This window comes from Brevundimonas nasdae (genome assembly GCF_019395145.1).
Taxonomy (GTDB): domain Bacteria; phylum Pseudomonadota; class Alphaproteobacteria; order Caulobacterales; family Caulobacteraceae; genus Brevundimonas; species Brevundimonas nasdae.
Window position 1 is genome coordinate 1,656,951 of sequence record NZ_CP080034.1, and the last position, 16,422, is coordinate 1,673,372.

Sequence of the window (16,422 nt, forward strand, 5' to 3'; positions counted from 1 at the left end):
CCAAAGGTTCGGCTTCCATGAGCCCGGACGCCCGCGAACACGACGCCTTCATGCACGACCGGCTGATCGAGGCGGTGGCGCTGAGGCGCGATCGCGAGGCCTTTGCTGATCTGTTCAACTATTTCGCGCCACGTCTGAAGGCTTGGCTGGTCAAGTCAGGCGCAACGCCCGGCGCGGCTGAAGATTTTGCCCAGGACGCCATGCTGGCCGTGTGGCGCAAGGCCGACCTGTACGACGCCCGCAAGGCGCGGGCCGCCACCTGGATCTTCACCATCGCCCGCAACCGGCGACTCGATATTCTGCGCCGCGACGCCCGCCCCCTTCCAACGCCCGAGATTGAACTGGTCGGTGAGGAGGTCCGTCGCCCCGACGATATCTTGTCCATGGCAGAGGATGCTGCGCGAGTGCGTGACGCCCTGTCGCGCCTCCACCCTGATCAGGTCGAGGTCCTGCGTCTCGCCTTCTTCATGGACAGCCCCCATTCCGAAATCGCCCGGCGCCTCGACCTGCCCCTCGGCACCGTCAAATCCCGTATTCGCAGCGCCATGAGCAAACTCCGCCTGATCCTCGAACCGTCAGAGCAGACATCTCGATGACCAACCCCCAAACCAATCCCTCCGAAGATCGCCTGCTGGCCTACGCCGCCGGCGTGCTCAGTCCGCCCGAAGCCGTGGTTATCGCCACCCATCTTGCGCTGCGTCCCGCCAACGACGCCTGGGTGCGCCAGCTTCAGGCCGTGGGGGGCGAGTTTCTGGACGGCGCGGCGCCCTCCCCGCTTTCAGACGGCTCACTGGCGCGGGCCTTGGCGCGCATTGAAACCGACACGGGCAAGGCGGCTGTTCCTCCACCGCTCAACGATATGCCCGAGTTGCCCGAACCGCTTCGGCGCTATGCGCTCGGTCCCTGGCGCTGGATCGGCCCCGGCATTCGGGTGCGCGATGTCCACGCCCCACGCGACGGCGACTGCCGGGTTATCCTGCTGAAGATCGACCCGGGCCGCCAAGCGCCGCGCCACACCCACGGCGGCGTTGAGTTGACCTGCGTCGTGTCGGGCGCCTACGCGACTGAAACCGCGCGGTTTGATGTGGGCGCCCTGGAAGAAGCTGACGACGATGTGCTGCACCAGCCGCGTGTGGTGTCAGACGAACCCTGCCTGTGCGTCGTCGCCTTGGATGGTCAGATCCAGTTGCCGGGGTTCCTCGGTCGGCTGTTGCAGCCGTTCGTGCGCCTATGATCCGTATGCTGCCACTCTGGGGGGCGGCGGCCCTTTTCCTCTTCCTGGTCATGACGGCGGCCTGGCTGGTCCAGCGGCGCACGGATCAGGGCGGCTGGGCCGACGCCTTCTGGTCGCTGGGTCTGGGGGCCGCTGGGATTGGCGTATCTCTGGCCCCGCTCAACGACGGATCACCCTCCCCTCGTCAGTGGCTGGCGGCTGTGCTGATCGGACTGTGGGGCCTGCGGCTGGGTCTGCACATCGCCGCCCGCGCCGCCCACGAGCAGGAGGACGCCCGTTACGCCAGGCTGCGCGAGGACTGGGGCGCGGATTTCCAGACTAAGATGTTCGGCTTCCTGATGCTCCAGGCGGCCGCCGCCGCCTTCTTGGCGCTCAGCATCCTGACGGCGGCGCACAATCCAACCCCAGGCCTGACCCTGCAGGACGGGCTGGCGGCACTGATCTTCGTGTCGGCCCTGCTGGGCGAAGGTCTCGCCGACCGCCAACTCGCCGCGTTTAAAGCCGAGCCCGCCAACCGAGGGCGCGTGTGCGACACCGGCCTGTGGGCATGGTCGCGTCACCCCAACTATTTCTTCGAATGGTTAGGCTGGTGCGCCTGGCCCGTGTTCGCCATAGACTTCAGGGGCGACTGGCCTTGGGGTTGGTTGGCGCTGACCGGACCGATTTATATCTATTGGCTGCTGACGCAGGTCTCAGGCGTGCCGCTGCTGGAAGCCCACATGCGCCGATCGCGCCCTGACGCCTTCGAGGCCTATGCCGCAAGCACCAGCCGCTTTTTCCCCCGCCCGCCCAAGCCTTAAAAGACCGTCAGGACACCCTGGAAGCAGTGACGGTATGGAACAGAGGCGGCGGAGGCAACGCGACGAGACCGTCAGAAAAGACGCCATCACAAAAAAATAGACCCTCCGAAAGGCTTCGAAGGGCCTCGTCAGAATTCACAATATCGTCAGCACCTTACGGGACTCTTTCGAAGCGATATCGAAAGCTCCCGAAAGGTCTGAATTATTCCCACTCGATCGTGCAATCGACCAGAAGGCGCTGATTTATCAGCGCTTTTTCTTTGACCTCCGAACCACACCGTCAGTATTACCGCCACCGGAGTAAGGCTTATGAAAACAAAGAAGAATTCCGCCTCGATAAAATTTGAGTGATGTCGGTGTCTATCGGCAGCGCGCGACAATGCTGTATCCGAAGGGCGCGGCGATCTACATCTCACCGCCGTTCAAAATGCCGACGACTCCATACCGACAGGTTGTAAAGCCTATTGAGACGATACCGTCATCTCAATCATTGGCCAACGTCGTCAGCGCGCAGTTGCAGAGGTTCGCCTCAAGACGAAAAGCGATCACCGGTCCCGCGCACGGCCGCCAAAGCATGACGTCCGAAGGCGTTTCAACTCACAGGCGGGCGTCTCCGCAAGCTTCATGAGGAATGATCACCTGGAGCTTTGACCAACTGCGTGCTTCACGCGCGCAAGCGGGAAGCGGAAACGTCCGTACACGGTGGTCACGCCCGGCTTGGCCGCCAATCCAGCGGCAGAGCATCGCGTTTGTCGGGCGGCGCCGCCGGGGCCCATGTCTTGCGGCCAGCCCTCGGGATCGGCGCAACCTTGGCCGGACTGTCACGCTATAGGTCCATGTTTAAGGCCAAGATGAACCCACGCGTCTTCTGGGGAGCCAGCCTGATCATCGGCCTGCTCTTGATGCTCGCCGTTGCCGCACCCGGCGAATCCGACCGTCTGTTCCAGACGGCTCAGTCATGGGTGATCGACACCTTCGGCTGGTTCTACATCGCCTCGGTGGCGGGATTCCTCCTGGTGGTTCTGACCTTGGCCCTGGGTCCGACCGGAGCGTTGAAGCTCGGCCCCGATGAGTCAGAACCGGACTTTCCCTATCTCTCGTGGTTGGCCATGCTGTTCGCCGCTGGCATGGGCATCGGCCTGATGTATTTTGCGGTCGCCGAGCCGATCCAACACTACGCCACTCCGCCCGAGGCGCAGCCCGGAACCGTCGACGCGGCGAGGGAGGCGATGGTCATCACCTTCACCCACTGGGGCGTCCATGCCTGGGCGATCTATGCACTGGTCGGCCTGAGCCTGGCCTATTTCGCGCACCGGAAAGGCCTGCCGCTGACGCTTCGATCCGGGCTGGCCCCACTGCTGGGTAAACGGGTCAACGGGCCGATCGGCGATGCCGTCGATATCTTCGCAATTTGCGGCACCCTGTTCGGCATCGCCACGTCTCTGGGACTGGGCGTGTCCCAGATCAACAGTGGCCTGACCTATCTGACCGGCCTGCCCAACACGGCTTGGATTCAGGTGGGACTGATCGCGCTGGTGATGACGGCCGCCACGGCTTCTGTTCTCACCGGCCTGGACAGGGGCGTGCGTCGGCTGTCGGAGCTGAATCTCGTGTTGGCGGTTCTGCTGATGCTGTTCGTTCTGGCGGTGGGGCCGACGGGCTTCCTGCTGAAGGCGCTGGTGCAGAATTTCGGCCTCTATCTGGACCACTTCTTTGTCCGCACCTTCAACCTCTATGCTTATGAGCCGCGGGGCTGGATGGCCAACTGGACGCTGTTCTATTGGGCGTGGTGGATCGCCTGGTCGCCGTTTGTGGGCATGTTCATCGCGCGGATTTCGCGCGGACGGACCGTCCGCGAGTTCGTCATCGGCGTACTGCTCGTGCCGACTGCCTTCACCTTCCTGTGGATGACGATCTTCGGCAACACCGCCATCAGCCTCGACATGGGCGCGGCGGCGGGGGCCATCTCGGAGGCGGTAACATCGGATCTGTCGACCGCCATCTTCCAGTTCCTCGAACAACTGCCGGGCACGGCGATCACGTCGACCCTGGTCGTGCTGCTGGTCGCCGTCTTCTTCATCACCTCGGCCGATTCGGGATCGTTGGTGATCGACACCATCGCGTCCGGCGGCGCGGACGATACGCCACGCTGGCAGCGGGTCTATTGGTGTTCGCTCGAGGGGCTGGCTGCCGCTGTCCTTCTGCTCGCCGGCGGCCTTGGAGCCCTGCAAGCCGCGACGCTCGTGGCCGCCCTGCCCTTCGCGGTCATCATGATTCTTCTGGCCGCCGGCCTTGTGCGGCAGATGAACGCCGATCTGGCCGGTCGCGCGGTTGAGACCGAGGGTCCCCCTCTGGCCAGCCAACTGCGGCGAATCCTTTCGCCCGCAAGCCGCCGCGACATCGACCGACAGATCCAACAGGCGGGCGCGCCCGCGCTTGATACCGTGCGGGAAGGCCTGCTGGCGGAAGGGCTGGACGCCGCCATCACCCAAAGCGGGACCGGTCTTTTCCTGACGGCCGCCGCAGAGGGAGGATCGGGGTTTGAGTACCGCCTGGACGCCCGGGAGCGTCCCCGTCCGGCCCTGACCGCCCTGGATGCCCCCGAAGGCCGCCGCGCGATGGAATGGCGATTGTCCGCCCGCTCCAATGGGGTCGAGCGACCCCGCGACCTCACCGGTTTCACGCGCGAGCAGATCGTCGCCGATGTTCTCGACCACTTGCATCGCTGGCGAACCGGCTGATGCTGTCAGCCACCATCCCGGACTTGATACAGCCTCCGACGTCTTTCCTGGCCGCGCCTGACGGGGCTCGCCCGTGAACGGTGCGCACGCCCTCATTCAGCCGTTCGTCCTGCTCCTTGAGCTGCTCGGCGCAGGAATCATCGTCGGCGCGGTGGGGCTCGCAACACTTGTGTTCCTGATCAACGGCTTCCGCGATCGCGACTGGCGAGAGGCTTACACAAACTATCGCGCCAACCTCGGGCGCGGCATACTACTGGGGTTGGAGCTCTTGGTTGGAGCCGACATCATCAGCACGATTACCGCTCCCCTCACCCTGCACACCGTCGGGCTTCTGGGCCTCGTTGTTCTGATCCGCACGTTCCTGAGCTTCGCGCTGGAGACAGAGATCGAGGGGAGTTGGCCTTGGCGGAGGGCGGAGCGTCGGGATGGTCGCAAGACCGATCATCGCTGATCCCTCGGCCTCCGGGGTGATGTCGCCAACGCGCTCCAAAAAAGTGTGCAGGGGCCTGTCTGGACAGGTGCGGGCCTTGGCAGCCTTCGCCCAAGGGCTTGCTTAAATCACTCTTTTGACGGCATGGACGCGCCATCACCTCGGACCCTCCCCTGCCATGCGGGACGGGGGGTGGCTATCCTGACCGCCGATCCGTCAGGAAATCGAGCCCGGTGCGGCTCCCCCTGCTGAAACTGAAAATGTCTATTATTGCCTCCGCGCGCCAGCAATGGCTCGCCAACCCACGCCGTGATCTACTGGCGGGCACCGTCGTAGCACTGGCCCTCATTCCCGAGGCGATCGCCTTTTCCATCATCGCCGGCGTCGATCCAGCTGTCGGGCTTTACGCCTCCTTCGTCATCGCCGTGACCATCGCCTTCGTCGGGGGCCGCCCGGCCATGATCTCCGCGGCGACCGGGGCCATGGCTCTCCTGATGGTCACCCTGGTCCGCGATCACGGCCTAGAATATCTGTTCGCCGCATCGCTGCTGTGCGGCATCTTCCAAATCGTGATCGGCCTCTTCAGGCTCGGCCGATACATCAAGTTCGTGTCCCGAAGCGTGATGACGGGCTTCGTCAACTCGCTGGCAATCCTGATCTTCCTCGCCCAGATGCCTGAACTGGTCGGCGCCAACTGGCAGACGTTCGCCTTGGTAGGCGCGGCGCTGGTCATCATCTACGGCTTGCCTCGTCTGACGAAGGCGGTCCCTTCGCCGCTGGTCGCCATTGTGCTGCTGAGCGGCTTTGTCGTCTGGACGGGGCTGGATGTTCGCACCGTGGGCGACATGGGTCAGATGCCCTCGACTCTGCCGATGTTCCATATCCCGGTCGTGCCCATGACCTGGGACACGCTCGTGATCGTCGGACCAATTTCGGCGACGCTCGCCTTTGTCGGCCTGCTGGAAAGCCTGCTGACAGCGAACCTGATCGACGACATAACCGACACCCCTTCCGACAAGGACCGCGAGACGCGGGGGCAGGGCATCGCCAACATCGCCTCGTCTCTTGTTGGCGGCATGGCGGGGTGCGCCATGATCGGTCAGTCGATCATCAACGTCACCTCCGGCGCGCGCGGGCGGCTATCAACGCTGTGGGCCGGTCTGTTCCTGTTGTTCCTGATTCTGGTCCTTCAGGATTGGGTGGCGCGGATCCCGATGGCCGCGCTCGTTGCCGTGATGATCATGGTCTCGGTGGGTACCTTCGACTGGAAGTCGGTCCTGAACCTGCGCTCGACACCCTTCCAGTCATCCGTCGTGATGGTTGCGACCACGGCCACCGTCGTCGCAACCCATGACCTGTCCAAGGGCGTGGTGCTCGGCGTCATCCTGTCGGCGATTTTCTTCATGCGGAAGGTCGGCAAGACGATCGTGGTCGAGGAGGCGTCCACGTCCGAAGACGGCGTGCTTCGATATCGTGTCAGCGGCCAACTGTTCTTCGCTTCCGCTGACGTCTTCGCGGCCGCTTTCGAACACCACGGCAGTCCCAAGCGGGTCGAGATCGACATGACGGGAGCCCACCTGTGGGACCTGACGGGCGTCGCGGCCGTTGATAAGGTGGTGTTCCGTTACCGCCGTCAGGGCGCGGACGTCCAGGTCATCGGCATGAATGAATCCGGGCAATCGCTCGTCGATCGTGTGGGCCAGTTCGATAAGGGCGCGCAGCCTGTGGGCACATCACACTGACTGGCTGCGAATGCCCCCCTCGGTCGAATGAATCGAGCGCAGTTTCTTTTGGCGTGATGAAGCCGATAACAATCCGGCATCCTGGTCGCTAGGTACCGACTGCACTCTTTCCCGCCATCGCACCGCGGGCCGCGATGAGGAAGGCCGCGTAAGCCTTGTCCAGCGCTTCCCTGTCATGAGAATTGACGAACTGCCCGTCGCCCTGATCGCGGGCCACGCGCGCGTTTCCTTTCAGGACTTCAAGACGCTCCGGTCGCCGCTCGACCTCGGCAACGGCGCCGAGCACATTGAGGAGGTGGATCAGCACGCTAGGCGACGATCCGGCATTCTGCCGGATCATGTCGAACATCACCGCTACGAGTTCGCGGTAGTCCAGGGCCCGAACACGAAGGCGGACGACGCCGTCTCTTTGGCGCACGCCATCGTCGAGATGCCGCGGCGAAAGCCAGGCCAGGGCTGCACCTAACCGGTTCAGCACGCTGACGGCTGTGCGGGGATCGTTGATCCCGGGCGAAAGGGCGCGAACAGCCACCTCCACCAGTTGGGCGATGGGGAAGGTGAAATCCGCTGACGAGCCGCCTTGCCGGCTCAAAGCGATCCGGCTCCATATTGCGGCTTCGGCGCTCTCCACAGCCGTTGACGTCAACGCGAATGGGGCGTGGGGGTAGACGAACTCACCCGGCCTCTTGAGCAGTTTCACGACGCAATGGTGCTCGGCTGCCCAGTCGGCGAGCGCGGACATGTCGACCTGCTGCAGATATCCTTGATGCGCGAGACACACAGGCGTCGCCTTTTCCCAGTCGACGTCGTCATCTGTGACCGGGCAGGCGGTGTCGAGCGTCAACCGCTCCATGTCCTCGACCACGTCGTCATGGACGAGATCGATCACAGTATCGACGTTGATGCGGCTGGCCACGTGGTGGATGAAATAGATGAGCAGCGCGACGCAGGTGGCCGCCAGGACGAGCCCAAGAGTCACCCCCAGCGCTGGAACGAAGGCTTCGTCCTCGCCACCGCGCACGGCGCGAAGGACGATCAGGGCGTAGCCAAACGTCCCCAGGAAGACGCCGAGGGTCAGCTGATTGCCTCGGTCACGCATGAAGTTGCGCAAAAGCCGCGGCCCCATCTGGCTTGAGGCCAGGGTCAGTGCGGCGATGGTGATGGAGAACAGCGTGCCCGCTACGCTGATCGTCGACGAGGCTATGGCTCCAAGAAGCGTGCGCGCGCCGGTGTCCCCTCCCCCGTAAACCCAGCTCTCGGGCAACCAGGCGGGAAGGCGGCCGACGAGCTGCAGATCGACGGCCGCGACGGCGAGGCCCGCCAAGGCCAGGACGATAATCGCCGGGAGAACCCAAAAGGCGTCGGCGATTTCCTGGATCAGTCGGAGAATGCGGGCGCGCATTTAGGAGTCGATGCCTTGCGTTGGGTCGGTGGAGGGTTGCAGGAGATCCTGCGCCGCATCGTTGACCGTGGGTCCCGTTGCCGGCTCGGGTCGCGGCGCGCCGCTATTCGTTTTCAGATGCTCGGAAAGGCCCAACGCCGAGAGCGCGTCGTCCCCTTCCCGCCCCAGGATGCTGCGGATTCGCAGGTCGGTCTGAGGGAATGGGATCTCGATACCTGCGGCGTCCAGAGCGTCCGCTATGGCCCAGGTGTAGGCCGCGTGCATGGCGGCGGGCCGCTTGACCGCTTCCTGTGTCGGCCAGACCAGAAGCTCGAAATTCAGGCTGCTGTCGCCAAACCCGACCAGCCAGACCTGGCTCGTGCGCGCCTCGGTCTCCGGCAGGGTGAAGGGGGAGGCTCTGGCTGCGGCCAGGACGGCATCCCGGACCTCGCCGCGGTCCGCCCCATAGGCGACCGAGAACGGAATGTGGATCCTTCTGGTGTCGCCCTTGAGAGTCCAGTTAGTCACCGGCCCCTCGATGAGATGAGAGTTCGGGATGATGACGTTGACATTGTCGTTCGTGCGTATGCGCGTCGCCCGCGGACCAATCTCGGCGATGGCGCCGCGCGTCCCGTCTTCCAGTTCGACATAGTCGCCCACGGACACCATGCGGTCGAAGATGAGGAAGATGCCTGACACAAACTCCTTGACCACGCCCTGAAGGCCCAGCCCTACGCCGATGCCGATGGCCCCGGCGAAGACCGCAAGCGAGGACAGGTTGAGGCCGGCCGTAGAGAGACCGGCGACCGCGCCGATGATGATGACCCCGTAGCCGGCCAGTTTTTCGAGCACACATAGAGAAGCTGGGCGCTGCGTTGCGCCCGCAGCCTTACGCGTCGGATCCCCCGCGTCAGCAGCCAGGAGATCAGGATGGCGATCGCCAGAATGACGGCGCCGGACGCCAGACCGCCCAGCGTGAGAACGCTGCCACCGATGTTGACGATTCTGGCGTCGTCCAGACCGCTGACGTCTGGCATCATCTCGCCACCCATCATCGTCCAGCGGCTCGGGCCCGGTCTGGTTCCGCAGCGAGCGTCATTCCGCCGACGCAGCCGTTGCTTTCGGAGGACCGGCCACCGTCTGGATCGCCACCCGAAGAGCTTGAGCGCTGAAAGGCTTGAGCATCACCGCATCCGCCAAGTCGCCCAAGGCGGAAAGCGCCGTGATGTCCCCCGACATGAGGATCGTCGGCACGCCCCATCGGCTCTTCAACGCGCGGGCGAGATCGATGCCGTTCGCCTCGCTGGAAAGGTTGATGTCCACAAGAGCCACATCGACCTGGTGAAGCGCAGCGGAGACCTCTGCTGCATCCGCGCTCTCGAACGGACCCACCAGGCGGTGGCCTGCTTCAACGAGCGCTGACATTATCCCGACCGCTATATCCGGGTCGTCCTCGACCACCATAATGGTCCGTGCATCCCCTGCGTCAGCGGGCTCCGAGGTTTGCTTCGGTACTAGCATCGTCCGCAGGTCCGACCAGACCTCCGCTGGTTCCCTGTTGGTTGTCAGATCGAAAATCCGCGCCAGGGCCGCGAGTTCGGTCTTCTGGTCAGCGAAGAGATTGTGGGAGGGGTCCTGCAGAAGCGGGTCGAAAATCTCACAGAGCCGGTCGATCCCGCGAATAGCCTCGCTGCGGACGTCGCCGTCGTGATGTGTCGGGTCGATTTTGTCGAACATGCGTCAGCCCCTGAAACAGTTCGCCGCCTCCTAGCAGTCAAGCTGACTGATCTAAACCCTGATCCCGACATCGTCATAACCCCTCACAAGATCGTGAGCATTCCTATCATTTCGAAGCGTGACCTCCGCGCCGTTTAAGCAATCTCCGGTCTACGATTACAGTCCTAAAGATCTTCTTTGTTACAATAACTCCGCCTCTACTTATCCTCCTATGAATGACGGGCAATCTATTCGACGACCAACACCCGAACGACGCTCAGGGCGTCGCCGACACCTTCAGCAGACCTGACCAGCGCTTGACCAGTCCACCGACGGTGCCGCCTTGCGCAAGGACGGAGAACAGCACAACCACATAGGTCGCAGCGAGGAGGATGTCCTTCATCGGGCCGGCCGGCAGTGACAACGCCAAGGCGATGGAAATCCCGCCGCGAAGTCCGCCCCAGGTCATGACCGGAAAGGCCAGGTTGAACGGCAGGAGCCTGCGCCAGAACAACAGCGGCGCTCCCACCGACACCGCTCGGGCGATCAGCACCAGGGGGATCGTGAGCACGCCCAGCCCCAGGAGACCCAAGCGGTCCGCCAGGACCACGGCTTCGAGACCGATGAGCAGGAACAGAACGGCGTTCAGAACCTCATCGATCAGCGCCCAGAACTTCAGAAGGTAGTCCTTGGTGTTGGCGCTCATAGCGTAGCTGACGCCGTGATTGCCGACGATCAGTCCGGCGACCGCCATCGCGACGGGCCCGCTGACATGGAGCGCAGAAGCCAGGGCGTAACCGCCCATAACGGTGGCCAGGGTGATCATCACCTCGACCGAATAGTCATCGATCGCCTTCATGGCCCGGTAGGCGATCCATCCGATCACTCCCCCAAGAGCTGCTCCGCCGAGCGCCTCGACGAGGAATAGCTCCCCGGCATGGATGAGGGAAAATGCCTCGCCGCCCACCGCACTGGCAAGAAGGATCGAGAAAACGACGACGCCCACGCCGTCATTGAACAGGCTCTCGCCAGCGATCGTCGCCTGCAGCGTCGGCGGCACGCTGGATGTCTTCAGGACCCCCATGACCGCCACCGGGTCGGTCGGGCTGACGATGGCGCCGAAGACGAAGCACCAGATCAGCGGCACGTCGATCCCGACCAGCCTGCCGAGACTCCAGAGCCCGAAGCCGACGATCAGGGTCGAAACCGCCACCCCGATGGTGCTGAGGATGGCGATCTGCCAGCGCCCCTTGCGCAGGTGTTCTATATCGACATGCAGGGCGCCCGCGAACAGCAGGAAGGACAGCATCCCGTTCATCAGGGTCTCATGGAAGTCGATGTCTTCCAGAAGCCGACTGACGGTCTCGGACACCCGGCTCGCCGGCAGCACGGCGTCGGCCGCGATCACGGCAAGCGATGCGATCGCTCCCATGAGAGTCATGGCGACCGTGCCGGGCAACTTGAAAAAGCGATGGTTGAACCAGCCGAGCGTCGCGCTGAGCACGATCAGGATCGCGGCGGCCTGGAAGGGCGAAAGTTCGAGGTCGCTCATCATGCGTCCCATATCCCCAAGGTTCGAAAACTCATCGTAGGAAGTTTCGCCGTCTCCTGACAGCTCCGCTCCATGGTCGTGACCAACGGCCATCGGGCCCTACCGATGGGTGCGCTTTGAGCTCAACCGGCTATAGTGCGCCGCAGATATCAGGCGAACATCAGTTCGCCAGGCTGGCGTCGTCCTGAGGGATCGATGAACCCGGTCCGACGCCCGTCGATAACCTGGCGTCACGACAGCTTCATCTTCTCTATGGAGGCCGCCGTGGCGCGCAAACTGACCATCGATTTCCTGCGGACCGAAGCGGCATCCGGGACCGCGCTCGCCCTGGCGGCGGTGGCGGCCCTGGTGGTCGCGAACTCTCCACTGGCCCCGGACTACTTCGCCTGGCTGAAGAGCTATCACGTCCTTCAGATCGGCCCGATCCGGCTGGAGGAGACGATCTCCGACTGGATCAAGGAAGGCCTGATGGCCATCTTCTTCCTCGTCGTCGGGCTGGAGATCAAATATGAGGTCATGCGCGGCGAGCTGAGCGATCCGCGCAAGCTGGCCACGCCGGTTCTCGCCGCGCTCGGGGGGATGGTCGGGCCCGCAGCGGTCTATCTGGCGCTGTCTCAGACCATCGGCGCGCCCCATCAGGGTTGGCCCATCCCCCTGGCGACCGACATCGCCTTCGCCCTGGCGATCTTCGGTTTCGTCGGCAAGGGCCTGCCCTCCTCGCTGCGGGTCTTCCTGCTGACCCTGGCCATCGTCGACGACCTGGGCGCCATCGCCCTGATCGCTGTCCTGTTCAGCGACGGCGCGAACTGGACGCCGTTGATCGCCGCGGTCGGTCTGCTGATCGCCGGAGGTGTCGCCGCTCACAAGATCCGGATCGCGGCGCCGTTCTGGGTTCTTGGTTTCGCGCTGGTCTGGTACCTCACGGTCCTTTCGGGGATCAGCACATCGCTGACGGCGGTTGCCTTCGCCATGATCGTGCCGATCACCGCGCGCCGCGAAGATCATCAGAGCCCCCTCAAGGAAGCGATGCACGATCTGCATCCCTGGAACGCCTTCCTCGTCCTGCCCTTGTTCGCCTTCGCCAAGGCCGGGGTCGCGTTCGGCGGCCTGTCCCTCTCGCAAGCGTTCGCCCCTCTCGTCGTCGCCATCGCCTTGGGGCTCTTCTTCGGCAAACAGATCGGCGTCTTTGGCGCAGCCTGGCTGGCGTCGGCGCTGAAGATCGGCGCCCGTCCGACCGGCGCGAGCTGGCTGCAGGTCTATGGGGTGTCGCTGCTGTGCGGGGTCGGCTTCACCATGAGCCTGTTCATCGGGGTGTTGGCCTTCCCGGGTGCAGTGGATTCTCCCGAACAGATCGAGGTGAAGCTCGGCGTCATCGGCGGATCCATCCTCTCGGCCGTAGCCGCCGGCCTGGTGCTCGCCTTCGCCGGTCGCGAATGGCAGGGGCGGCCACGCGCCTCGGCACCCGACGACACGGGCGGACCGGACGCTCCCCTTCCGTGGGACGGCCGCTAAGCCCCGACTGTCGTCATGCGGCCGGACCGGCGAGTCCCGGCGGAGGAACGGCCTCGCGATCCGGCGCGTCTGGATCGCGTCCCTGACGACGATCGAGACCGCGCATCACTGGTGTCACGGTCAGACCGTGGAGCAGGATCGACAGAAGCACGACCAGCCCGACGATCGCCCACAACCGTTCCGCAGCGGGAAAGGCGGCGTGGTTCAGGGCATAGGCGACATAGTAGATCGAGCCGACGCCCCGGATACCGAAGAAGGCCAACGTCAATTTCTCGCTTCGTTCAGCCTTGAGGCCTATGAGGCCCGCCAGACCGGCCAGAGGACGGACGACGACCAGGCAGGCGATGGCGAGCGCGACGTCGATCCAGGTCAGGGGCGCCAGAAGGCCGCTTACCAGAGCGCCGCCGAACAGCAGCAGGAGGACCATCATGGCCAGTCGCTCGACCTGTTCAGTGACGTCGTGCATCTCCCGCTGGAAGTCATGCTCGCGATGGGCGTGGCGAAGGGTCAGGGCCGTCACGAAGACGGCGATGAAGCCGTAGCAGTGGACCATCTCGGTCAGGCCATAGGACACGAAGGTCGCGGCGATCGCGATCAGGCCGTCCCCGGTGCTGGCGAGCTTGCTCTCCGCCGGCACCCGAAACGTCAACCATCCGAAGAGACGCCCGACCAGCCATCCTCCGAGAACGCCGACGGCGATCTCCCAGAGCACGTTGTAGGTTAGCCATTTCAGCAACCACGGCTCGCCGGTGACGCCGGCGATCGCCAGCACGATGGCGAGGTGCACGAAGGGAAAGGCCAGACCGTCGTTCAGACCGGCCTCGGATGTGAGGCCGAACCGCACTTCGTCCTCTTCACCGCTCTTGGGCGGCCCCACCTGGACATCCGCCGCCAGAACCGGATCCGTCGGCGCGAGGCTGGCGCCGAGCAGAATGGCGACGACCCAGGGAAGCCCGGCCCACAAACCAAGCCCGGTGATGGCCGCGATGCTCAGCGGCATGGTGATCCCCAGCAGGCGCCAGGTGACAGCCCAGCGGCGGATGTGGAAGACCCGGTCGATCTTCAGGCCGGCGCCCATCAGGGCGATGATCACCACGAATTCGGTAAACCGCTCGGTGATCTCCGGATAGGAGAGCGGCAGGGGCCGGATACCGAGCTGCGGGATCGAGAAGATCGCCGCGCCCATCGTGATGCAGATGATTGGAAGGGACAGGGGCAGGCGCTTCAACGCCAAGGGCAACCACGCGACGAGGGCAATCAGGACGCCAGCCCCGGTCAACGCAAGGATGTAGGGCACCGGTGCGAGTTCGGTCAGGTCGGGCATCGGCCTCCAACGCTCCGATGGCGCCGGGGTTCGCCCATCGCGCCCCGCCCTCTCTGTTCGGACGAAAGGTCGCGCCGGCCGTTACCGGGTGATGATGGTGATGTCGCCGTTCCGCTCCAGCGAAAGGGTCCTGACCTCATCCAGGCCCTGATGCCCTTCGGCGCGCAGCGCCATCCTCAGGTCCCCTTCCCCGATGCCCGCCCGCCGCATGCGGTCGCGGTTGACGACACCGTCCTCCACGAGAACCACCGACCGGCCTTTGGTCAGGGCGCTGAGCCACGACCACCTCGCCGACGCCCGGGCCAGAACACCGTGCAGGACGACCAGGACAACCGTCGCGACGAGGGTGGCCACGAAAGGCGCGCTGCCGGTCATGGCCCGGCCGAGATTGGATCCGACGACGACGGCGAAGATAATGTCCAGCGCGCTCCACTTTCCGAAGGCCCGCGTCGCGGCGAACCGGACGATGATCACGCCCAGGAGGAAGATGAGGACCGCCCGCACCGCCATCTGGCCGACGCTGATGTCCTCGCCTTGCGTTCCGATCAGGGTGTGCAGCATCTCCATCAGATCGACCGCAGGACCCCCGTCAGGGACCCGTCCGTTTCAAGAATGACGACGTCGGCGTCTTGCAGCACCCTGCCGCCGGCCTGCCTCACCGCGGCTTCGAGTTCGTCCACTGTGATCCTTTCACGTTTCATCGCGGCGACAAGCGGGGCTCCATTGCGCAGCAACAGGGTCGGCTCGGCCGTAACCGCCCTGTGGAAACCTTTCCAGCGGACGGAGGTCGCTGTGACGAGATACTGCAATCCCACCAGAAGGCCGAGCGCGGTGATCCCCTCCAGAAGCGGGAGGGATCGCGTGGTGATGACCGACGCCAGGGTCGAGCCGATCGCGATCGTGACGATGAAGTCGAAGGCGTTCAACTTGGACAGCGTTCGCTTGCCCGACAGGCGAAGGATCAGCACAAGCGCCACATAGGCTGCAGGAGCGACCAGGAGCATGCGCAGAACGCCGCTCCAGCCGCTGAAGATGAAGTTCGGCACGGCTTACTCCTTCACAAGCCAACGGCTGCGAGGCAGGGACGTTGCCTTGGGTGTCGTCGCTTGGCGTCAGCCTGCCCGCCATTCCGTGAGCACGGCGCCATCGGCATCTTCGAACGCCACCCGGTCCATGCGCGCGGCCGCGACGCAGACCGGACGCTGATCCGGTCCGGCGGCCTTGCAACGGATCGCCCGCCCCCCGGGGAAGCCCACGATCCGACCTTGCAGCACCAGCCGATAGCCGCCGACCGGCGGCACAAGCGCCTGCCCGGCTGCGGGCCGAACCGTGAAGGCGTAGGCCCGACCATTCCGCCTACCCACGCGCGAGCCGTCGGCTTCAAACACCGCCGCGATCCCCAACGTCTGGGGCGAGGCGGTCGGTTCAACGGTCAGTAGAGGATCGGTCGGCGCGGACGGGCAGGTTTCGGCCGCCATCCATGGACGGGGAACCCAGAACCCCTCGACCGCCTCCCAAGTCGCAGCCGAGCGGGCGCCGAGTGGAGCCGCGATGAGCGCGGAATCCGTCCAGTCGCCGGGCGTCAGGCTGAGCTGAAGAGTCTTGTTGTCGTCAGTCCAGGACCAGCGGGCTAGGCCCTGCTCCGCCTCGGCTGCGCCTGATATCGACGGCCCGGCGCAACCGAACGGCATCCGAACGGTGAAACTGCGACCGATCAGGGGATCTGTCGCTGTCGGTGTCCGGCCCTCAGCATAGGTCGAAGCCGCCTGGGCGGCGGCGGCGATCAGATCGCTTCGGCTGAGCGTCGCCTGTGCCGGGGCTGCGACAGGGTTCGCCTTCTCAGGCGCAGCGACGGGGGCATCGGCCTGCGTGGGCGCGGTCGGTGCGTCAGCCACCCGGTCACACTGGACGAGCGGCAGAGCGGCTGCGGCCACGAGAGCCGCCGTCATGATCGACCGGCGACGCGACATCGGAACGAGGCGTGACATGG

At 64.6% G+C, this 16,422-nt stretch carries 15 protein-coding genes and 1 other annotated feature; of the genes, 7 read left to right on the forward strand and 8 right to left on the reverse strand.

Going from position 1 to position 16,422, the window contains the following annotated elements:
* Window positions 1-17 precede the first annotated feature (17 nt).
* The 6 genes from KWG56_RS08060 (at window position 18) to KWG56_RS08085 (ending at window position 6,947) form a co-directional block, all read left to right on the forward strand.
* Window positions 18-596 (forward strand): sigma-70 family RNA polymerase sigma factor, encoded by a 579-nt coding sequence (locus KWG56_RS08060; RefSeq protein WP_244999696.1) that lies wholly within the window; start codon window positions 18-20, stop codon window positions 594-596.
* On the forward strand, window positions 593-1,234 hold the full coding sequence (gene chrR, locus KWG56_RS08065) for a cadmium/peroxide/UV radiation responsive anti-sigma factor ChrR (RefSeq protein ID WP_219354395.1): 642 nt from the start codon (window positions 593-595) through the stop codon (window positions 1,232-1,234). The genes KWG56_RS08060 and chrR overlap by 4 nt, the downstream gene beginning before the upstream one ends.
* 5 nt (window positions 1,235-1,239) lie before the next feature.
* On the forward strand, window positions 1,240-2,034 hold the full coding sequence (locus KWG56_RS08070; RefSeq protein WP_244999697.1) for a DUF1295 domain-containing protein: 795 nt from the start codon (window positions 1,240-1,242) through the stop codon (window positions 2,032-2,034).
* A gap of 851 nt (window positions 2,035-2,885) precedes the next feature.
* Window positions 2,886-4,775, forward strand: a complete 1,890-nt coding sequence (locus KWG56_RS08075) for a BCCT family transporter (RefSeq protein ID WP_244999698.1) — start codon at window positions 2,886-2,888, stop codon at window positions 4,773-4,775.
* A 73-nt stretch (window positions 4,776-4,848) separates the two neighbouring features.
* Window positions 4,849-5,226, forward strand: coding sequence for a DUF1622 domain-containing protein (locus tag KWG56_RS08080; protein ID WP_219354397.1), 378 nt, complete (start codon window positions 4,849-4,851; stop codon window positions 5,224-5,226).
* Window positions 5,227-5,365: 139 nt separating this feature from the next.
* Window positions 5,366-5,431 (forward strand) — a sequence feature (sul1 is cis-regulatory element that is thought to sense ions involved in sulfur or methionine metabolism; They are found in Alphaproteobacteria).
* A gap of 7 nt (window positions 5,432-5,438) precedes the next feature.
* Window positions 5,439-6,947, forward strand: coding sequence for a SulP family inorganic anion transporter (locus tag KWG56_RS08085; RefSeq protein ID WP_425331942.1), 1,509 nt, complete (start codon window positions 5,439-5,441; stop codon window positions 6,945-6,947).
* A gap of 88 nt (window positions 6,948-7,035) precedes the next feature.
* Here KWG56_RS08085 and KWG56_RS08090 read toward each other — a convergent pair whose 3' ends face one another.
* The 4 genes from KWG56_RS08090 to KWG56_RS08105 all read right to left on the reverse strand — a co-directional run bounded on the left by KWG56_RS08090 (window position 7,036) and on the right by KWG56_RS08105 (window position 11,596).
* Window positions 7,036-8,349 carry a DUF2254 domain-containing protein gene (locus KWG56_RS08090; protein ID WP_219354398.1) on the reverse strand — a complete coding sequence of 438 codons (1,314 nt, stop codon included), beginning with the start codon at window positions 8,347-8,349 and terminating at the stop codon, window positions 7,036-7,038.
* Window positions 8,350-9,180 (reverse strand): mechanosensitive ion channel family protein, encoded by an 831-nt coding sequence (locus KWG56_RS08095; RefSeq protein ID WP_244999699.1) that lies wholly within the window; start codon window positions 9,178-9,180, stop codon window positions 8,350-8,352.
* 243 nt (window positions 9,181-9,423) lie between these two features.
* Window positions 9,424-10,065, reverse strand: coding sequence for a response regulator (locus KWG56_RS08100; protein WP_219354399.1), 642 nt, complete (start codon window positions 10,063-10,065; stop codon window positions 9,424-9,426).
* Window positions 10,066-10,321: 256 nt separating this feature from the next.
* Window positions 10,322-11,596, reverse strand: a complete 1,275-nt coding sequence (locus tag KWG56_RS08105; RefSeq protein ID WP_219354400.1) for a cation:proton antiporter — start codon at window positions 11,594-11,596, stop codon at window positions 10,322-10,324.
* A 195-nt stretch (window positions 11,597-11,791) separates the two neighbouring features.
* Here KWG56_RS08105 and nhaA point away from each other — a divergent pair, with 195 nt between their 5' ends.
* Entirely contained in the window at window positions 11,792-13,108 is a 1,317-nt protein-coding gene (gene nhaA / locus KWG56_RS08110; RefSeq protein WP_308384591.1) for a Na+/H+ antiporter NhaA, read from the forward strand.
* A 13-nt stretch (window positions 13,109-13,121) separates the two neighbouring features.
* On the opposite strand, the gene KWG56_RS08115 is transcribed toward nhaA, so the two are convergent.
* From KWG56_RS08115 to KWG56_RS08130, 4 genes are all read right to left on the reverse strand, one after another.
* Entirely contained in the window at window positions 13,122-14,432 is a 1,311-nt protein-coding gene (locus KWG56_RS08115; protein WP_219354401.1) for a cation:proton antiporter, read from the reverse strand.
* 81 nt (window positions 14,433-14,513) lie between these two features.
* Window positions 14,514-14,993 (reverse strand): DUF421 domain-containing protein, encoded by a 480-nt coding sequence (locus KWG56_RS08120; protein ID WP_219354402.1) that lies wholly within the window; start codon window positions 14,991-14,993, stop codon window positions 14,514-14,516.
* Between the two features lie 5 nt (window positions 14,994-14,998).
* Window positions 14,999-15,478, reverse strand: a complete 480-nt coding sequence (locus KWG56_RS08125) for a DUF421 domain-containing protein (protein WP_244999700.1) — start codon at window positions 15,476-15,478, stop codon at window positions 14,999-15,001.
* 66 nt (window positions 15,479-15,544) lie between these two features.
* Window positions 15,545-16,420, reverse strand: coding sequence for a hypothetical protein (locus tag KWG56_RS08130; protein WP_219354403.1), 876 nt, complete (start codon window positions 16,418-16,420; stop codon window positions 15,545-15,547).
* Window positions 16,421-16,422 lie beyond the last annotated feature (2 nt).